This window comes from uncultured Maricaulis sp. (genome assembly GCF_963975345.1).
Lineage (GTDB): Bacteria > Pseudomonadota > Alphaproteobacteria > Caulobacterales > Maricaulaceae > Maricaulis.
On record NZ_CAXBGE010000004.1, the window covers coordinates 191,772 to 205,847 of the forward strand.

At 61.0% G+C, this 14,076-nt stretch carries 18 protein-coding genes; 3 read left to right on the top strand and 15 right to left on the bottom strand.

Annotated elements, in window-relative coordinates:
* Positions 1 to 13 precede the first annotated feature (13 nt).
* Genes kynU through kynA form a run of 3 tightly spaced genes read right to left on the bottom strand, consistent with a single transcriptional unit; the run spans position 14 to position 2,739 of the window.
* Positions 14 to 1,240, bottom strand: coding sequence for a kynureninase (gene kynU / locus AAC029_RS05895; RefSeq protein WP_339745061.1), 1,227 nt, complete (start codon positions 1,238 to 1,240; stop codon positions 14 to 16).
* A complete protein-coding gene (kynB, locus tag AAC029_RS05900) occupies positions 1,240 to 1,884 on the bottom strand; it encodes an arylformamidase (protein ID WP_339745063.1) in 645 nt (214 codons plus the stop codon). The genes kynU and kynB overlap by 1 nt, the downstream gene beginning before the upstream one ends.
* A gap of 6 nt (positions 1,885 to 1,890) precedes the next feature.
* Positions 1,891 to 2,739: a tryptophan 2,3-dioxygenase gene (gene kynA / locus AAC029_RS05905; RefSeq protein ID WP_339745065.1), complete on the bottom strand. Its 849-nt coding sequence runs from the start codon at positions 2,737 to 2,739 to the stop codon at positions 1,891 to 1,893.
* A 212-nt stretch (positions 2,740 to 2,951) separates the two neighbouring features.
* Here kynA and AAC029_RS05910 point away from each other — a divergent pair, with 212 nt between their 5' ends.
* Positions 2,952 to 3,539, top strand: coding sequence for a HupE/UreJ family protein (locus tag AAC029_RS05910; protein ID WP_339745067.1), 588 nt, complete (start codon positions 2,952 to 2,954; stop codon positions 3,537 to 3,539).
* A 13-nt stretch (positions 3,540 to 3,552) separates the two neighbouring features.
* Here the strand turns inward: AAC029_RS05910 and AAC029_RS05915 are convergent, their stop codons facing one another.
* From AAC029_RS05915 to AAC029_RS05925, 3 genes are all read right to left on the bottom strand, one after another.
* Positions 3,553 to 3,975 (bottom strand): PIN domain-containing protein, encoded by a 423-nt coding sequence (locus AAC029_RS05915; RefSeq protein WP_339745069.1) that lies wholly within the window; start codon positions 3,973 to 3,975, stop codon positions 3,553 to 3,555.
* Positions 3,972 to 4,202, bottom strand: coding sequence for an AbrB/MazE/SpoVT family DNA-binding domain-containing protein (locus tag AAC029_RS05920; RefSeq protein ID WP_339745071.1), 231 nt, complete (start codon positions 4,200 to 4,202; stop codon positions 3,972 to 3,974). The genes AAC029_RS05915 and AAC029_RS05920 overlap by 4 nt, the downstream gene beginning before the upstream one ends.
* Positions 4,203 to 4,329: 127 nt before the next feature.
* Positions 4,330 to 6,204, bottom strand: coding sequence for a M2 family metallopeptidase (locus tag AAC029_RS05925; protein WP_339745073.1), 1,875 nt, complete (start codon positions 6,202 to 6,204; stop codon positions 4,330 to 4,332).
* 187 nt (positions 6,205 to 6,391) lie between these two features.
* Between AAC029_RS05925 and AAC029_RS05930 the strand changes: the two genes are divergently transcribed.
* Positions 6,392 to 7,135 carry a hypothetical protein gene (locus tag AAC029_RS05930; RefSeq protein WP_339745075.1) on the top strand — a complete coding sequence of 248 codons (744 nt, stop codon included), beginning with the start codon at positions 6,392 to 6,394 and terminating at the stop codon, positions 7,133 to 7,135.
* A gap of 32 nt (positions 7,136 to 7,167) precedes the next feature.
* On the opposite strand, the gene AAC029_RS05935 is transcribed toward AAC029_RS05930, so the two are convergent.
* The 8 genes from AAC029_RS05935 to AAC029_RS05970 all read right to left on the bottom strand — a co-directional run bounded on the left by AAC029_RS05935 (position 7,168) and on the right by AAC029_RS05970 (position 12,572).
* Complete coding sequence (locus tag AAC029_RS05935; protein WP_339745077.1) at positions 7,168 to 7,626, bottom strand: YaiI/YqxD family protein; 459 nt, start codon at positions 7,624 to 7,626, stop codon at positions 7,168 to 7,170.
* Positions 7,623 to 8,756, bottom strand: a complete 1,134-nt coding sequence (locus AAC029_RS05940) for a M14-type cytosolic carboxypeptidase (RefSeq protein ID WP_339745079.1) — start codon at positions 8,754 to 8,756, stop codon at positions 7,623 to 7,625. Before AAC029_RS05940 ends, AAC029_RS05935 begins: the two co-directional genes overlap by 4 nt.
* Before the next feature lie 30 nt (positions 8,757 to 8,786).
* Positions 8,787 to 9,188 carry a hypothetical protein gene (locus AAC029_RS05945; RefSeq protein WP_339745080.1) on the bottom strand — a complete coding sequence of 134 codons (402 nt, stop codon included), beginning with the start codon at positions 9,186 to 9,188 and terminating at the stop codon, positions 8,787 to 8,789.
* A gap of 42 nt (positions 9,189 to 9,230) precedes the next feature.
* A complete protein-coding gene (locus tag AAC029_RS05950; RefSeq protein WP_339745257.1) occupies positions 9,231 to 9,644 on the bottom strand; it encodes a type II toxin-antitoxin system VapC family toxin in 414 nt (137 codons plus the stop codon).
* A gap of 2 nt (positions 9,645 to 9,646) precedes the next feature.
* Entirely contained in the window at positions 9,647 to 9,874 is a 228-nt protein-coding gene (locus AAC029_RS05955) for a hypothetical protein (protein WP_339745082.1), read from the bottom strand.
* A 78-nt stretch (positions 9,875 to 9,952) separates the two neighbouring features.
* Entirely contained in the window at positions 9,953 to 10,105 is a 153-nt protein-coding gene (locus AAC029_RS05960; RefSeq protein ID WP_339745085.1) for a hypothetical protein, read from the bottom strand.
* Positions 10,098 to 11,153 carry a cytochrome d ubiquinol oxidase subunit II gene (gene cydB / locus AAC029_RS05965; protein ID WP_339745088.1) on the bottom strand — a complete coding sequence of 352 codons (1,056 nt, stop codon included), beginning with the start codon at positions 11,151 to 11,153 and terminating at the stop codon, positions 10,098 to 10,100. Before cydB ends, AAC029_RS05960 begins: the two co-directional genes overlap by 8 nt.
* Before the next feature lie 9 nt (positions 11,154 to 11,162).
* Positions 11,163 to 12,572 carry a cytochrome ubiquinol oxidase subunit I gene (locus AAC029_RS05970; RefSeq protein WP_339745090.1) on the bottom strand — a complete coding sequence of 470 codons (1,410 nt, stop codon included), beginning with the start codon at positions 12,570 to 12,572 and terminating at the stop codon, positions 11,163 to 11,165.
* Positions 12,573 to 12,968: 396 nt separating this feature from the next.
* Between AAC029_RS05970 and AAC029_RS05975 the strand changes: the two genes are divergently transcribed.
* Positions 12,969 to 13,457: a hypothetical protein gene (locus AAC029_RS05975; protein ID WP_339745094.1), complete on the top strand. Its 489-nt coding sequence runs from the start codon at positions 12,969 to 12,971 to the stop codon at positions 13,455 to 13,457.
* On the opposite strand, the gene AAC029_RS05980 is transcribed toward AAC029_RS05975, so the two are convergent.
* A complete protein-coding gene (locus tag AAC029_RS05980) occupies positions 13,394 to 14,074 on the bottom strand; it encodes a protein-methionine-sulfoxide reductase heme-binding subunit MsrQ (protein WP_339745096.1) in 681 nt (226 codons plus the stop codon). The genes AAC029_RS05975 and AAC029_RS05980 overlap by 64 nt on opposite strands.
* Between the last annotated feature and the right edge of the window lie 2 nt (positions 14,075 to 14,076).

Sequence of the window (14,076 nt, forward strand, 5' to 3'; positions counted from 1 at the left end):
TCTTTGGCCCGGTTCAGGTGACGGCGGAACGGGTCGCGAAACGGGTCTCGCGCCACTCGGCGGTTTGCATGATCTCCACCAGCGCTTCGATCGCCAGCCAGACATCCTCATAGCGGGTATAGAGCGGCGTCAAGCCGAAGCGCAAAATATCGGGCGCCCGGAAATCGCCGATCACGCCGCGCGCGATCAGCGCCTGCATGATGGAATAGCCCTGCGCGTGGCGGATCGAGACCTGACTGCCGCGTCGCTCCGCATCGCGCGGGCTGGCGAGTTCAAACCCGGTCAGGCGCGCTTCGCTCAAGGCGATGAAGAGATCGCCCAGCGCCTGCGATTTCGCCCGGATGGCCGCCATATCCGCCTCAAGCATCAAATCTAGGCCGCATTCCAGCGCCGCCATGCCAAGAATCCCGGGTGTGCCGCACTGGAAGCGGTCAATCCCGGCGCCCGGTTCATAGGCATCCTTGAAGGCGAAGGGATCGGCATGACCGAGCCAGCCTGACAGGGCCGGGAAGACTTGGTCGTGATGGCGTTCGGCGCAGAAGATGAAGGCCGGGGCACCGGGGCCGCCATTGAGATATTTATAGCCACAGCCGATGGCGAAATCGGCGTCGCAGCCATTGAGATCGACGGGCAGGGCGCCAGCGCTATGGCTGAGATCCCAGATCACCAGGGCTCCGGCCTCATGGGCGGCGCGTGTCAGGGCGGCCATGTCGTGCAGGCGGCCGGTCTTGTAATGGGTCTGGGTCAGCAGCAGCACGGCGACCTGATCGTCGAGCGCGGCGGGGATATCAGCAGCGGGCAGGAGTTTGGGCTCGATACGGCCGCCGCTGAGCTTGGCCAAGCCCTGCATCATATAGGCGTCGGTCGGGAAATTGCCCGTCTCCGACAGGATGGTTGTCCGGTCGGGCCGCAATTGAATCGCCGCGCTCAGGGCCTTGAAAACATTGATCGAGGTGGAATCGGCGGCAACGACTTCGTGTGGCTTGGCACCGATCAGACGGGCAATCTTGCCGCCGAGCCGCCGCGGCGCCTCGATCCAATGATTCTTGTTCCAGGAGCGGATCAGATCCTGCCCCCATTCGCGGCTGACCACATCGGCGATCCGCGCGGCTGTCGCCTTGGGCAGGGCTCCGAGTGAATTGCCGTCGAGATAGATCACGCCTTCGGGCAGTTCGAAGCGGCCGCGAAAGCTGAGTAGCGGATCGTTCGCGTCCATCTTGCGGATTGTTTCGAGGTCCATCAGCTCAACTCTCGCAATACGGCCCGCACCGGCGCGGCATCGGCACCGGCTATTTTTAACGGCAGGGCGATCAATTCATAGCGCCCATCGGGCACACCGTCGAAAACGAGGCCTTCGAGGATGCGCATATCATGGCGTTGCACGGCGTGATGCGCATCCATCGTCTTGGAGGTCTGCGGGTCGAGCGAGGCGGCGTCGACACCGATCAGGCGGCAACCGGCCTTCGCCAAGCGTTCGATCACATCGCTATGCAGGGCGCGGAAATTATCGTCCCAGGCATCATGCGGGAAGGCCTGATATGTACGGATCAGCACGCGCTGCTCGCCTTCAATCAGCGGCCAGTCGAGATCGTCAATCATGACATGCTCGCCGGTCCAGCCCGCAGTGACGAGCCGGCAGGGACCGAGATAGGGCGTCAGGTCAACGCTGGCGGCGTCGATCCCGGCGGTGTCGTAATGCGAGGGCGCATCGGCATGGGCGCCGCTATGGGTGGAGAGCGTCAGGCGAGAGACCTTGACGGGGCAGCCCGGCCCGATGGCCCAGGTCTCGTCAATCGCAAACGCGGTATCGCCGGGCCAGACCGGCAGGCCCGGGCGCAAGGTTTGCGAGATGTCCCAGATTTTCGCCATCAGTTGTTTTGCCATGATGCCCTAGAGCGAGGTTCGAACGGTCCAGATCTCCGGGAAAAACCGCAGATCGAGTGCCTTGACGAGATAACCGACGCCGGCCGAACCGCCAGTGCCACGGCGATAACCGATAATGCGTTCGACGGTCTTCATATGGTTGAAGCGCCATTGCTGGAATTTATGTTCGAGATCGACCAGTTTCTCGCCGAGCTCATAGGCTTCCCAATGGGTCTTGCTGTCGCGATAGATCTCGCGCCAGACATTCTCGACCTCTGCGGACGGCTCATAGGGCTGGGTCCAGTCGCGGTCGACCTTGTCGGCGGGGATGGCATAGCCGCGACGCGCCAGCAGCCGCAGCGTCTCATCCCACAGGCTCGGCGCTTCGAGCGCACCGGTCACCATGGCCCAAGCCTCGGGGTTGGATTTGTGGACCCGCGCCAGCTCGGCATTCTTGTTGCCCAACCGGAATTCCATCGTGCGATACTGATAGGACTGAAAGCCCGAGCTCTGGCCGAGACTGTCGCGGAAGGCGAGGTAATCGGCCGGCGTCATCGTCGCCAGCACATCCCAAGCGGCGATCAATTGCTCTTGGACACGGGCGACGCGGGTAAACATTTTCAGTGCCGGCCCGATCTCGTCCTTGCGCAAATGCGCCACGGCTCCGGCGGTCTCGTGCAGGATCAGCTTCATCCAAATTTCCCCGACCTGGTGGATCAGGATGAAGAGCATTTCGTCATGCTCGCCCGAGAGCGGGTGTTGTGAGGCCAATAGCGTGTCGAGGCCGAGATAACCGGCATAGGTCATCTTGTCCTTCATATCCCAGTGAATGCCCTCATCGGAGACGTCGACACTGGAAGAAAACTTGTCAGCCATGATCGTCCTTTGATCCCAGGATTGCAGGGATATTGCTGCGACTCGCGCGCCGGTCTGGTGCCACAGGTGTAGGGGATAAGCCGGGCCGGGGGCAACAGCGCCCGACCGGCGTCCGATTGCCGCGCCCGCCCTGCCGCACCGACCTGCCAGCCCTTCTTGTCAGCTCTGGCTCGCCTGCCTAGCGTCTTTCGGCGCGGGGGAGATGACAGACGATGATGGACGGGGTCACCGAGCAGACGGTCTGGGACGTGATAGGGCTCTATCTGCAGCTGGGCTATCAGCACATCCTGCCCAAGGGGTTGGATCATATCCTGTTCGTGCTGGCGCTATTCTTCGCCTCATCGCGGCTGAAGCCGCTCTCGCTGCAAATCTCCGCCTTCACCCTGGCCCATACGCTGACGCTGGGCCTCGCCGTGCTGGGCCTGATCACCCTGTCACCACGCATCGTCGAGCCGATGATCGCGCTCTCCATCGCCTTCGTCGCGGTGGAGAACCTGGTGTTCAAGGACATGCAGCGCTGGCGGCCACTGGTGGTGTTCGGCTTCGGGCTGTTTCATGGTCTCGGTTTCGCCGGCGTGCTGGTCGATCTCGGCCTGCCGCATGATCAATTGCTGCCGAGCCTGCTCAGCTTCAATCTCGGCGTCGAGGCCGGCCAGTTGACCATCGTTTTGGCACTCTGGTTCGCGCTGCACCGGTTTCGCGACGCGAACTGGTATCCATGGCTGGCGAAGGGCGCTTCGGCACTGATAGCGGTAATTGCGCTCTGGTGGGTGGTGGAGCGGGTGTTTCTGGTGGGGTAGCGGGGCTGGGACTCTAGCGAAACGGATTTCGGATTGTCAGCCGGCCGATGACCTGTCCATGCTGCAAGTCCTCGGTCAGCAGGATCGTCGCGCCGCAGCGGATTGCGACCGCGACGATCAGGCAGGCATACCATGAAAACCGATGTGATTGGGCGATCGCGAGGGCAAGCTCGATGTCGATCTCGCCGACCTGTTCAACGGCGCAGGCCTCCCGGAATGTGCCCAGCAGAAACCGGATTTCTGACCAGCCGAGACCGCTGCGCCTGCGCGCGACATTGACGAACTCGCTCAGGACCTGCGTAGAAATGGATCGGTTGTACCCAGAATTGTGCAGCAGGGTCGACGCGATTTCGGCCTTCCGCGCATCGGTCGAGACCAGATAGACCAAGACATTGGTATCGAGGAATACCCGCTCAATCCGGGCCGGGGCATTCATCGCTCATTGGCTTCGTCGCGGTCAAACTTGAACCCTTCGGGCAAGCTGTCGCGAAAGCCGCGGATGATTTCCAGCCGCTCGTCGAGTGTGGGCTTACGGCCGATCTCGAACGCGCGCAGCCCCGCGATGTTGATTTCGACCTCGTCGCCAGCTTTCAGGTCGAGTGCCTCCACGACGGCAGCGGGCAGTCGCACGGCGAGGCTATTGCCCCATTTGGATACTTGCATGATTGTCGCCTCCAGCGGGCTTGATATACATAATTGGCAATGTATATCATGAACTGGTGAGCCGTCGAAGCCCCAAACAAAAAAGGCGGCCCGAGGGCCGCCTTTTCCATCATCCACGCGTTGGGATTTATTCCCAACCGCAGCTGCTGCCCTGGTTTTCTTCTTCCAGGTAATCCATCAGCGGCTGGAAGTAGGCGATGATCGCCGAGCCGTCCATTTCGCGGGTGCCGGTGAAGGCTTCCAGCGCGTCGGGCCAAGGGTGCGAGGCGCCCATTTCGAGCATCTCGTTGAAACGCCGGCCGACTTCCTCATTGCCGTAAATCGTGCAGCGATTGAGCGGGCCTTCCCAGCCGGCCATGTCGCAAGCGGCCTGCTGGAACTGGAATTGCAGGATATAGCTCAGGAAATAGCGCAGATAGGGCACATTGTTGGCGATGTGGTATTTCGCGCCCGGATCGAAGGCGTCGGCGGGGCGTTCCACCGGCGGCATGATGCCTTGGTACTGCTCGCGCAATTCCCACCAGGCGGTGTTGTACTGCTCCGGCGTGATCTCACCGCGGAAGACGCGCCAGCGCCACTGATCCATCATCACCGCGAAGGGCAGGAAGGCGATCTTGTCGAGCGCCAGATTCATCATCAGGCCGATATCGGCGGACTCGTCCGGGACCTGGTCTTGGTCGAGCAGGCCGATCTGGACCAGATAATCCGGCGTCACCGACAGAGCGACGAAATCGCCAATCGCTTCGTGGAAGCCGTCATGGGCGCCATTGCGGAACAGCATGTCCTGGCCGCGATAGGCGCGCTGGTAGAAATTGTGACCCAGCTCATGATGCACGGTGCGGAAATCTTCCGCATTCACGTGGGTACACATCTTGATCCGGATATCTTCCTCATTGTCGAGATCCCAGGCCGAGGCGTGGCAGACGACATCGCGATCGCGCGGACGCGTGATCAGGGAACGTTCCCAGAAGGTTTCCGGCAGCGGATCGAGCCCGAGCGAGGTGTAGAAGCGTTCGCCCGTCTCCACCATCTGGCGCGGCGTATAGTCATGCTCTTCGAGCAATTGCGTCAGATCATAGCCGGGGCCATCGCCGGACTGGATACCGACGATATCATTGATCGGCGACCAGCCCTGGGCCCACATATTGCCGAGCAAATCGGCGCGGATCGGGCCGGTTGTTGCCTGGACATCATCGCCATAGGTCTCGTTGAGCCCGTTGCGAACATAGCAGTGGAGCTGTTCATACAGCGGCTCGACCTGGCCCCAGAGGCGCTCAACCTCGGCTTCCATCTCGTCGGCTGGCATGTCGTAATTGGACAGCCACATCTCGGCGAGATCGGAGAAGCCCAGTTCGCGCGCGCCGGCATTGGCGATCTCCACCATCTCGGCATAATCTTGGCTCATCTGGGCCGGATTGATCGCGGCACGCCAGTCATTCCAGATCGTGGCCAGCACTTCGGGATCGCGCTCGGTGCCCATCATCACTTCCAGCTCGTCGAGCGAGACCGGCGTGTCGTCAAACATGATCGTGCCGGTAGAATAGGCCGAACTCATCCGCGTCGTGATTTCCGCGAGACGTTGGGCATAATCGCCGCCGGCGGGGGTTGGCAGGGTGATGCCGGCAGTCAGCATCGTCATCTTGCGACGCATATCGAGTGGCAGATCGGTATCGGCGAAGCGGGCGGTCTCGCCAGCTTGGCGAACGGACAAATCGGTGGCTTCCGCGCTCATCCGGCTGACCAGATACTCGGTGTCGGAGGTGATGAAATTCGCATAGACCCAAGCGGTGTGGGCGGCGAACTCACCGAAATCGCCGATCTCGGCCTCGGTTGAGGCGAGGAATGTCGCGGCATCGTCGACCGAACCGGCCGCTGGAGCGGCGGTTTCAGTCGAGGCAACTTCACCGCTAACGGACTGATCGTCCTGCATATTGCCATAGGCGTAGAACCCGCCGGCCGCCAACAAGGCACCAAAGGCTACACCAGCCAGAAGTTTGGTCATGGTTCAATTCTCCCCTCATTTGCGGCGCACCGCGCCAAATTGCGCCTATCCTCGCTTTCTGGCCCGTGCCGTCAAGCGCGCTGATGTCGCTCGCCTGCGCACCTCGACGGGCGCTCGTGAGGTATATCTCGACTCATGGAGCGCCGGAATGCACTAATTGGGGCGGAAATGACGTTGAGGGGCGGCCATGTTCGATCGGTTGAAGCAGCTTGAAGTGCTGCGCAAGAGTGTGGAGACTCAAGGCTGGGCGCTGGCACACCAGATGTTTCCGGCCGAGGTCGCGGCGGCAATGCTGTTTCAGTTCCAGCGTGGGCTGGGCAATACCCCCGAGACCTATACCGGAATCTGGGGCAAGGGCCCATTCACCAAGGAATTCTGTTTCGAATCCTACGCTTACCATTACCCCTTCCATGCCGGCCTGCTGTGGTCGCTGACGCCCTATATGCAAGCGTTGACGGGCAAGGAGTTATTGCCAACGACCTCGTATTTCCGCGTTTACCGCAAGGGCGATCACTGTGCCCTGCATGTCGATCGGCCGGCGGCTGAATACGCGATCTCGCTGACGCTGGGTTATTCGGACGATATCCCCTGGCCGCTCTGGGTCAGCCAGGAAGCGGTCAAGCCGAACGCCTCAGCGGCGGCGAAGGGGGGAATATTGCCGGACGGCACGCAGATGAGCATGTTGCGGATTCCGATGCAGCCCGGTGATGCGGTGATTTATGACGGCGTCAATCGGCTGCATGGCCGGCACGATCCGAACCCGAATGAATGGTCGGCGCATCTCTTCTATGATTTCGTTGACCGCAATGGCCCCTATGCCGACCACGCGTTTGATCGGCGCAATGAATTCGTGCAGCCGAGCGACTTCCATTTCCCACCCGACGGCGCGCCAGCCGCGAAGGCCAAGACCCAGAAAAAGGTGAGGAAATAGCGGCTTGAGGCCTTTGACATTGGCAAGGCTACCTAACGCGGAGCCTTGCCTCGCTTGGCAGCCTGGATGACGATTTCCAACCCGTTGAGAAAGGCCGAGCGATCCTTGGGCCCGAAGGGCTTGGCGCCGCCGGTCTGCATCCCGGTTTCGCGCAGATCGGTCATCAGATTGCGCGTTGCCAGAACCGAGCCGATATTATCGGGCGTGAAAGCCTTGCCGCGATGATCGACCGCCAGCGCGCCGGCCTTGAGGCAGCGATCAGCGAGGGGAATATCGGTGGTGATGCAGACATCACCCGGGCCGATTTCGTCGGCAATCCAGTTATCGGCCGCATCGGTGCCCTGATCGACAATCACCAGCCGCGCCCAGTTGGAATTGGGCCGACGGATGCCCCCATCGCAAACGAACAGCATCTCGATCTCATGCCGTTCGCCGACGCGAAGCACTTCATCCTTCACCGGGCAGGCATCGGCATCGACGTAGAGCTTCACCGTAACTGACCCACCAGCGCCAGCATCGCTTCCAGATTGGCAGCGCCGAGCTTGCGGCAGCGCTCCGGCGACCAGCCATGGACGGGGTCGGGCAGATCGGCATTGTCCTTGAACGGCATCTCCAGCGTCATCGCCAGACAGCCAAATTCATTGGCGAGGTAGTTGGTGCAAATCGACAGATCGGCGGTGCCGGCGGCATCGACATCATAGCCGTGCTTGGTCTGGAAATCCGGGCTGACGCTGGCGAGCGCTGCCTTGTAGGCGTTGAGATTGGCTTGGCCGCGTTCATCGAAATTCGGAGCGCCCTCGCCACCGGCGATGAAATTATACGGCAGGGCCTCGTCGCCATGGACATCGAGGGCGAGATCAATACCGGTCAGGCGCATGCGTTTGAGAACATGAAACACTTCCGGCGAATTTTCCAGGCTCGCCTTGTCCCATTCGCGGTTGAGATTGACGCCCTTGGCATTGGTGCGCAGATGACCGCGCTTGGAGCCATCGGGATTCATGTTCGGCACGATGTGAAACACCGCCTTGGAGCGCAGTTTGCGGGCGACCGGATCATCGGGGTCGAGCAGGCGGTCGAGAAAGCCTTCCATCCACCATTCCGCCATCGTCTCACCGGGATGCTGGCGCGCGGTAACCCAGATCGTGCGCTTCTTCTTCGACGGTTCGCCGACTCGGATGCAATCCATCGTCTGGCCGTCCAGCGTCTCACCAAGCACTTCCAGCGTAACGCCTTCACAGCTTTGCACTGCGGCGATCAGGTCCAGGTGACGCTCCATCGAGAACGGTGCGAAATAGGCAAACCAGGTCGTGTCGAGTTCCGGTGTGTGCTGCAGCGTCAAAACGCCCTTGGCGTAGCTCGTCTCGATCCGGAACCAGTTCTCGCGGTCATAGGAGGCGCAGGCCTGATAGCCCGGCCAGCCCTCAAGATAGGCCGCGCCGCCAGCATTGGTGATCCGCATCACCAGATCCTCATTGCAGGCTCCGGAGACCTTGAAATGGAACCATTGATAGAAGTCCGAGCCGTTATCTTTGCGGATTTCCAGTTCGATATTTTCCGGGTCGCGCAATTTCTTGACGACGATATTACCGCTGTCGAAACAATCAGAGATGTTCAGGGTCATGTAATTTTCCTAGTGTGACCAGCGCAGTGGCTAGTCGATTTGCTCGTACCGGATATGAACTCCGCGATAGTTTGCCTTTGGACCAAATAGTTGGCCGGCGCGGTGGCGCACCATCAATTCCTGTCCATCCCAACTTAATTCGACGTGATCGCCTTCGAACGCAACGATGCGGTCGCGGGAATAGTCAGTTTGTTCGCCGTCTGCCTCGATAACGACCCAGCTTGTGTCTGCAACCGTCGCCCCACAGCCGACCGAGAGCGATGTCGCGGTCAGCTCGTCGGTCAGGGCGACACGATCAACAATTTCATACTCACATGCACCTGTGAGCGGATCCGTACAGCCGCTTGTCGCCAACGCCAAACATCCAAGCACTACAAGCGAACCCCTGACGATCTCGCCGTTGTTGAAACGGTTGGTCACGTGCGGAAACATTGGCGCGCTATCCGGGACAAGGGGTGAGTCTTCATCCGTCTCTTACCCGTCAATCGGTATTGAGGCCAGATCGACGACATCAAGGCTGAGCTGACGGGCGAGGGTGGCGAGGCGCTTGTCGGCGGTGAGGAGAGGGTATTGGTAGGATTGCGCGGTCGCCAGATAGACACAGTCATAGACCGGGTGGTCCAGCTCCGCCGCAAGGCGCTGCGCAAGGATGATCAGTCTGAAATCATCGACGATGGACAGCTGGCGGTTCAGTTCGCGAATGGCATCCTGTGCCTGCGCGAGCGATGTGTCTCCACGTCTGACGTATTTCCAGAGTGCATTCGCTGTCTCCGTGAGGATCAGCCGCGGCGCGATGAACTCATGAGCTTCCACCGCCGCTGCCGCCTGCTCGTGACCCGGGACCAGAATAAAGAGCCTTGTGGCGACGCTGGCATCGAGGATGAACACGCTCAACGCTCGCGATCCTCACGGATAAGGTCCGTTGGATCGAGAGCCGAGGGTCGTGAGCTGTCCCGCATCCCTTTCGCGAAGGCCAGGAAAGCCTCTTTGTCCGAGGTGACCTTCGTGGTCAGCAGATCGCGCAGATATTGCTCCAACGACGTGCTGGCCGCTTCGGCATTGAGCTTCAGCCGGGCGATGACCTCGTCATCGAGATTGCGGATGAGAATCTGGCCCATGACGTGTTCCGTGTTAGCAGGTTGCTATCATAACTTAAAACTGGGTCCGGCGACAAGCCGTTTGCGGCTCGATCACCCCTACAGGAACAGCAAGGAGCGAAGTGCATAGGCCGTGATCGCGACGGCTCCCGACCCGGCCAGACAAAGTCCAAAGAACCATAGAAGCTTGTGCGCCAGCGGCCGGTCCTCGCCGGGTTCGGACGGTGGCGCGGGGGTGAAGAGGTCAGGCATGACCATAACCATCGCCTGGCTTCACCTTGCCCCAGAACACCGCGTAGACATAAGCGGTATAGCCAAGGATCACCGGCAACATCACCACAGCGCCAACCAGCAGGAAGCCCAGCGCATTATCGTGCGCGGCGGTTTGCTCGACCGTGAAGGCGAAGGGCACCAGCCAAGGAAACAGGCTGACGGCGAGGCCGAGATAACCCGACAGGAAAATTCCGGCCGCCAGCAGACTCGGCCGCCAATCCGGCGCCTTGCCGGCTCCGATCAGCAGATCGCGTGCCAGCCATAGCGTCAAGGCCAGTCCCGACAGTGGGATGAGGCCGAGTGGCAGGAGGGAGCCGAACTCGAAATGCGTCATCGAAAATCCCCAACGCATCGTGACTCGCGGATCGATCGACAGTGTCGCCAGGCTGATCGCGGCAAAACCGATCGCGACGCCGATCAGGGCAAGCGCGGCCCAGCGGCGCGCCTTGGCCTGCAATTCGGCCTCGGTCTTGAGCACAAGCCAGCAGGCGCCGAGCAGGACATAGCCGGCGACGACAGCGAAGCCGACCATCAGCGAGAAAGGGGTCAGCCAGTCAAACGGGCCGCCGGCGAAGGCGCGGCCTTCCACCGTGACGCCCTGGACGAAGCCGCCGAGGATCAGACCCTGGGACAAGGCGGCGATGAAGGAGCCGGTATAGAAGGCACCGTTCCAGAACAATCGGGTTGGCTGCCGCACCGCCTTGTGACGAAACTCGAAGGCGACGCCTCGAAAGATCAACGCCATGAGCATGAAGAAGACGGGCAGATAGAAGGCCGGCATCAGGATCGAGTAGGCGAGCGGGAAGGCGGCAAACAAGCCGCCGCCACCCAGCACCAGCCAGGTCTCATTGCCGTCCCAGACCGGCTCGACCGTCGCCGTCATCAAATTGCGTTCATCATCGCTGCCGGCCAGGGCTGCCAGCATGCCGATGCCCAAATCCATGCCATCGAGCAGGACATACATCATGATGGCGATGGCGATCAGGACGGACCAGATCAACGGCAGGTCGAGGTGAGACAGGTCCATGTTTCGCTCCTATCCGTTCGCTGCAGGGCCGGCGGATGACTGCGCCGGATCGGTCACCGCACCGAGCGGCGAGCCTGGTGCGCGACGCTCGCCCGGCCCCGTGTCCGGTGGACGGTCATCGAATCCCCGTGTCGCGATACGGGCCATGTAGAGGGCGCCGGCTGTGAAAATGATCGCGTAGACGGTGATGAACACAATCAGCGAGAAGGCGACCTGGCCGGCCTCGACCGGCGAAACGCTGTCGGCCGTCCGCAGCATGCCGTAGACGGTCCAAGGCTGACGCCCGACCTCGGCGACGATCCAGCCGGTTATGACAGCGACAAAGCCCAGACTCCCGCCCGGTATCGCCAGCCAATGAAACAGGCCAGGCTGATCGATCCGTTTGCGCGCCCACAGGACAACGCCCCATACGCCAAGGGCAAGCAGGAGCAGGCCGGACCCGACCATAATGCGGAAGCCCCAGAAGACCAGCCAGAGCGGCGGACGTTCATCCTCAGCAAAGCTGGACAGCGCCCGCAAGGGGGCGTCGGTATTGAACAGGAAAGGGCTGGTGCCCGGAATGGTGATTTCACTGCGGCCGCAGGCATTATCCGCCGGCCAGGCCAGCAGGACAGTGCCCTGGACGTCGCGTGTCTCGCACCAGCCCTCCATCGCGGCGACCTTGGCGGGTTGATATTCATGCGCGATCTCGCCTGACCAGTGACCGGCCAAGATCTGCAGCGGCATCAGCACAGCGAGCGTGCCGGCCGCCATCCGCATCTGCCAGCGCGTTGGCTCACTCTTCTGCCCGTGCAGGGTCTGCCAAGCGCCGGCAGCCAGCACGACGGCGGCGGTTGTGATGAAGGCGGCCAGCATCATATGGATATAACGCGCCGGGAAGCTGGGGTTGAAGATGACCTCCATCCAGCTGGTGGCGAAGAAATTGCCGGTTACCGGGTCGATCTCGAAGCCCTGCGGCGTTTGCATCCAGGAATTGGCTGACAATATCCAGAACGCAGAAATCGAGGTGCCGATCGCCACGATGATGGTGGCCGCAAAATGCAATTTGCGTCCGACCTTGTTCCAGCCAAACAACATGACGCCGAGAAAACTGGCCTCGAGGAAGAAGGCCGTCAGGACTTCATAGCCCAGCAGCGGCCCGAGCACGCTACCAGTGCGGTCGGAGAAGACGCTCCAATTGGTACCGAACTGGTAGGACATCACCACACCGGTCACCACGCCCATGGCGAAGGCGAGGGCGAAGATCTTGATCCAGTGGAGATAGAGCTGTTTGAACACTTCGCGGCCGGTCTTCAGCCACAGGCCTTCGCAAACCGCGAGAAAGGCGGCGAGCCCGATGGTGAAGGCGGGGAAGAGGATGTGAAACGCAATGACGAAGCCAAATTGCATCCGGGACAACAGGAGGGCGTCGAATTCCATAGCCAGTGTCTTTCGTAGCGCAATAATTCATATCAACCACGCATCGACGACGCTGCAAACGCGACGCAAGGTCGCGCGACATGCTCGCCGGGGCAATCCTGAATTGCCCCCGAATTGGGCCGCACGGCGGATTTTCCGCGATCAATATACCACAACATCACGAAGGCTCTTGCCGGCATCTGGCAGGCCGACCCGGTGGGGCTTGCACATCTACGGTTCCGGTAACGAGCCGGGTTTCGGCCTGATCGGCAATCACGGCGTATGTCTGTCTGTTCGGGCTGCCCTCGCAGCGTGCTCACGCCATGGTTACGGGATCAAATTGCGCCGGTCGAGTAGAAGTCTATTTCACGCGGCCGCCCCTTGCGGTTAGGCTGGCATCAATCGGGGAGGGCTCTCATGGCCAAAACAATTCAACGCTTCGTGCTGATCATCCTGCCGCTCTTTGTCGCAGTGATTTTTCTCGACTCGCTGCGTTACAAATTTACCGATGCGCCGGAGACGCAGGTGATCTTTGGCCTACTCGATGGTTGGGCTGCAAGTTGGGGCGCTGCGGGCCTGTTCGGGCATACCGGCCTGTTCAGCCAATACGTTATTGGATCGGCGGAACTCATTGCTTCAACGTCCCTATTGATCGGATTTATACCCGAATTGCGACGCCTTCAGGTGATCGGCGCCGCTCTGGGTTTGGCGGTGATGACGGGGGCGATTTCCTTCCATCTCTTCACCCCTTTGGGGATCGATCCCAACCAGGATGGCGGCGGGCTCTTCATGGCAGCGTGCGGCGTGTGGCTGTCCTGCATCGTTCTGCTGGCGCTCAAACGTCAGGAGGCGCTGGCAATCGGTTGCGGCCTCATCCGGCTCCTGATCCAGACGCCGGCCCGATAGGCCAGCAGCAGCGCCAATATCCCGCCATGGATCCAGGGTCCGATCTGGTTGCCCTTCACCATGAATCCGTAGTGCAGACAGGCGATTACGCCGAGCGGGTAGACGCTGTAATGCAGCTTCTGCCACAGCTTGGCCCCCAGTCGACGCACCATGGAATTGAATGAGGTCAGCGCCAGCGGCACGATCAGGACGAAAGCCGTCATGCCCAGGGTGATATAGATCCGCTTGACGACATCGCGCCATAGCCCGGCCCACATGCCGGTCAGGCTCATCCCGGCGGCGAGATAGAGATCGAGGCCGAGATAGGCGCCCAAATGCGCGGCCGCATACCAGAAGGCGGCGAGGCCGATGCGGCGGCGGACCTTCATGATCGGCAGCCAGCGCGTCAGATCGCGAAATGGCGTGACGGCCAGTGATATCAACAGGATACGTAAGGCGGTATCGCCGAGAAAACGGTGGGTTTTCTCGATCGGGTTGAAGCCGAGATCATTAGGCGCGCCGCTCAGCAGCAGCGACCATTGCCAGATCAGCCACAGGCCGGGCAGGGCCAAAGCCCAGAAAGTCAGCGGTTTGAGCCAATGCCTGCCGAAGGCCCGCAGGACTGCGCTTTTGGCCATGC

Coding starts and splice junctions, on each gene's coding strand:
- AAC029_RS05940 (WP_339745079.1), bottom strand. CDS start 8,756: ATGACCCTGAACATCTCTGATTGTTTCGACAGCGGTAATATCGTCGTC.
- cydB (WP_339745088.1), bottom strand. CDS start 11,153: ATGGACCTGTCTCACCTCGACCTGCCGTTGATCTGGTCCGTCCTGATC.
- AAC029_RS05955 (WP_339745082.1), bottom strand. CDS start 9,874: ATGGGCCAGATTCTCATCCGCAATCTCGATGACGAGGTCATCGCCCGG.
- AAC029_RS05945 (WP_339745080.1), bottom strand. CDS start 9,188: ATGTTTCCGCACGTGACCAACCGTTTCAACAACGGCGAGATCGTCAGG.
- AAC029_RS05920 (WP_339745071.1), bottom strand. CDS start 4,202: ATGCAAGTATCCAAATGGGGCAATAGCCTCGCCGTGCGACTGCCCGCT.
- kynA (WP_339745065.1), bottom strand. CDS start 2,739: ATGGCTGACAAGTTTTCTTCCAGTGTCGACGTCTCCGATGAGGGCATT.
- AAC029_RS05915 (WP_339745069.1), bottom strand. CDS start 3,975: ATGAATGCCCCGGCCCGGATTGAGCGGGTATTCCTCGATACCAATGTC.
- AAC029_RS05980 (WP_339745096.1), bottom strand. CDS start 14,074: ATGGCCAAAAGCGCAGTCCTGCGGGCCTTCGGCAGGCATTGGCTCAAA.
- AAC029_RS05970 (WP_339745090.1), bottom strand. CDS start 12,572: ATGGAATTCGACGCCCTCCTGTTGTCCCGGATGCAATTTGGCTTCGTC.
- kynU (WP_339745061.1), bottom strand. CDS start 1,240: ATGGACCTCGAAACAATCCGCAAGATGGACGCGAACGATCCGCTACTC.
- AAC029_RS05925 (WP_339745073.1), bottom strand. CDS start 6,204: ATGACCAAACTTCTGGCTGGTGTAGCCTTTGGTGCCTTGTTGGCGGCC.
- kynB (WP_339745063.1), bottom strand. CDS start 1,884: ATGGCAAAACAACTGATGGCGAAAATCTGGGACATCTCGCAAACCTTG.
- AAC029_RS05930 (WP_339745075.1), top strand. CDS start 6,392: ATGTTCGATCGGTTGAAGCAGCTTGAAGTGCTGCGCAAGAGTGTGGAG.
- AAC029_RS05975 (WP_339745094.1), top strand. CDS start 12,969: ATGGCCAAAACAATTCAACGCTTCGTGCTGATCATCCTGCCGCTCTTT.
- AAC029_RS05960 (WP_339745085.1), bottom strand. CDS start 10,105: ATGCCTGACCTCTTCACCCCCGCGCCACCGTCCGAACCCGGCGAGGAC.
- AAC029_RS05910 (WP_339745067.1), top strand. CDS start 2,952: ATGATGGACGGGGTCACCGAGCAGACGGTCTGGGACGTGATAGGGCTC.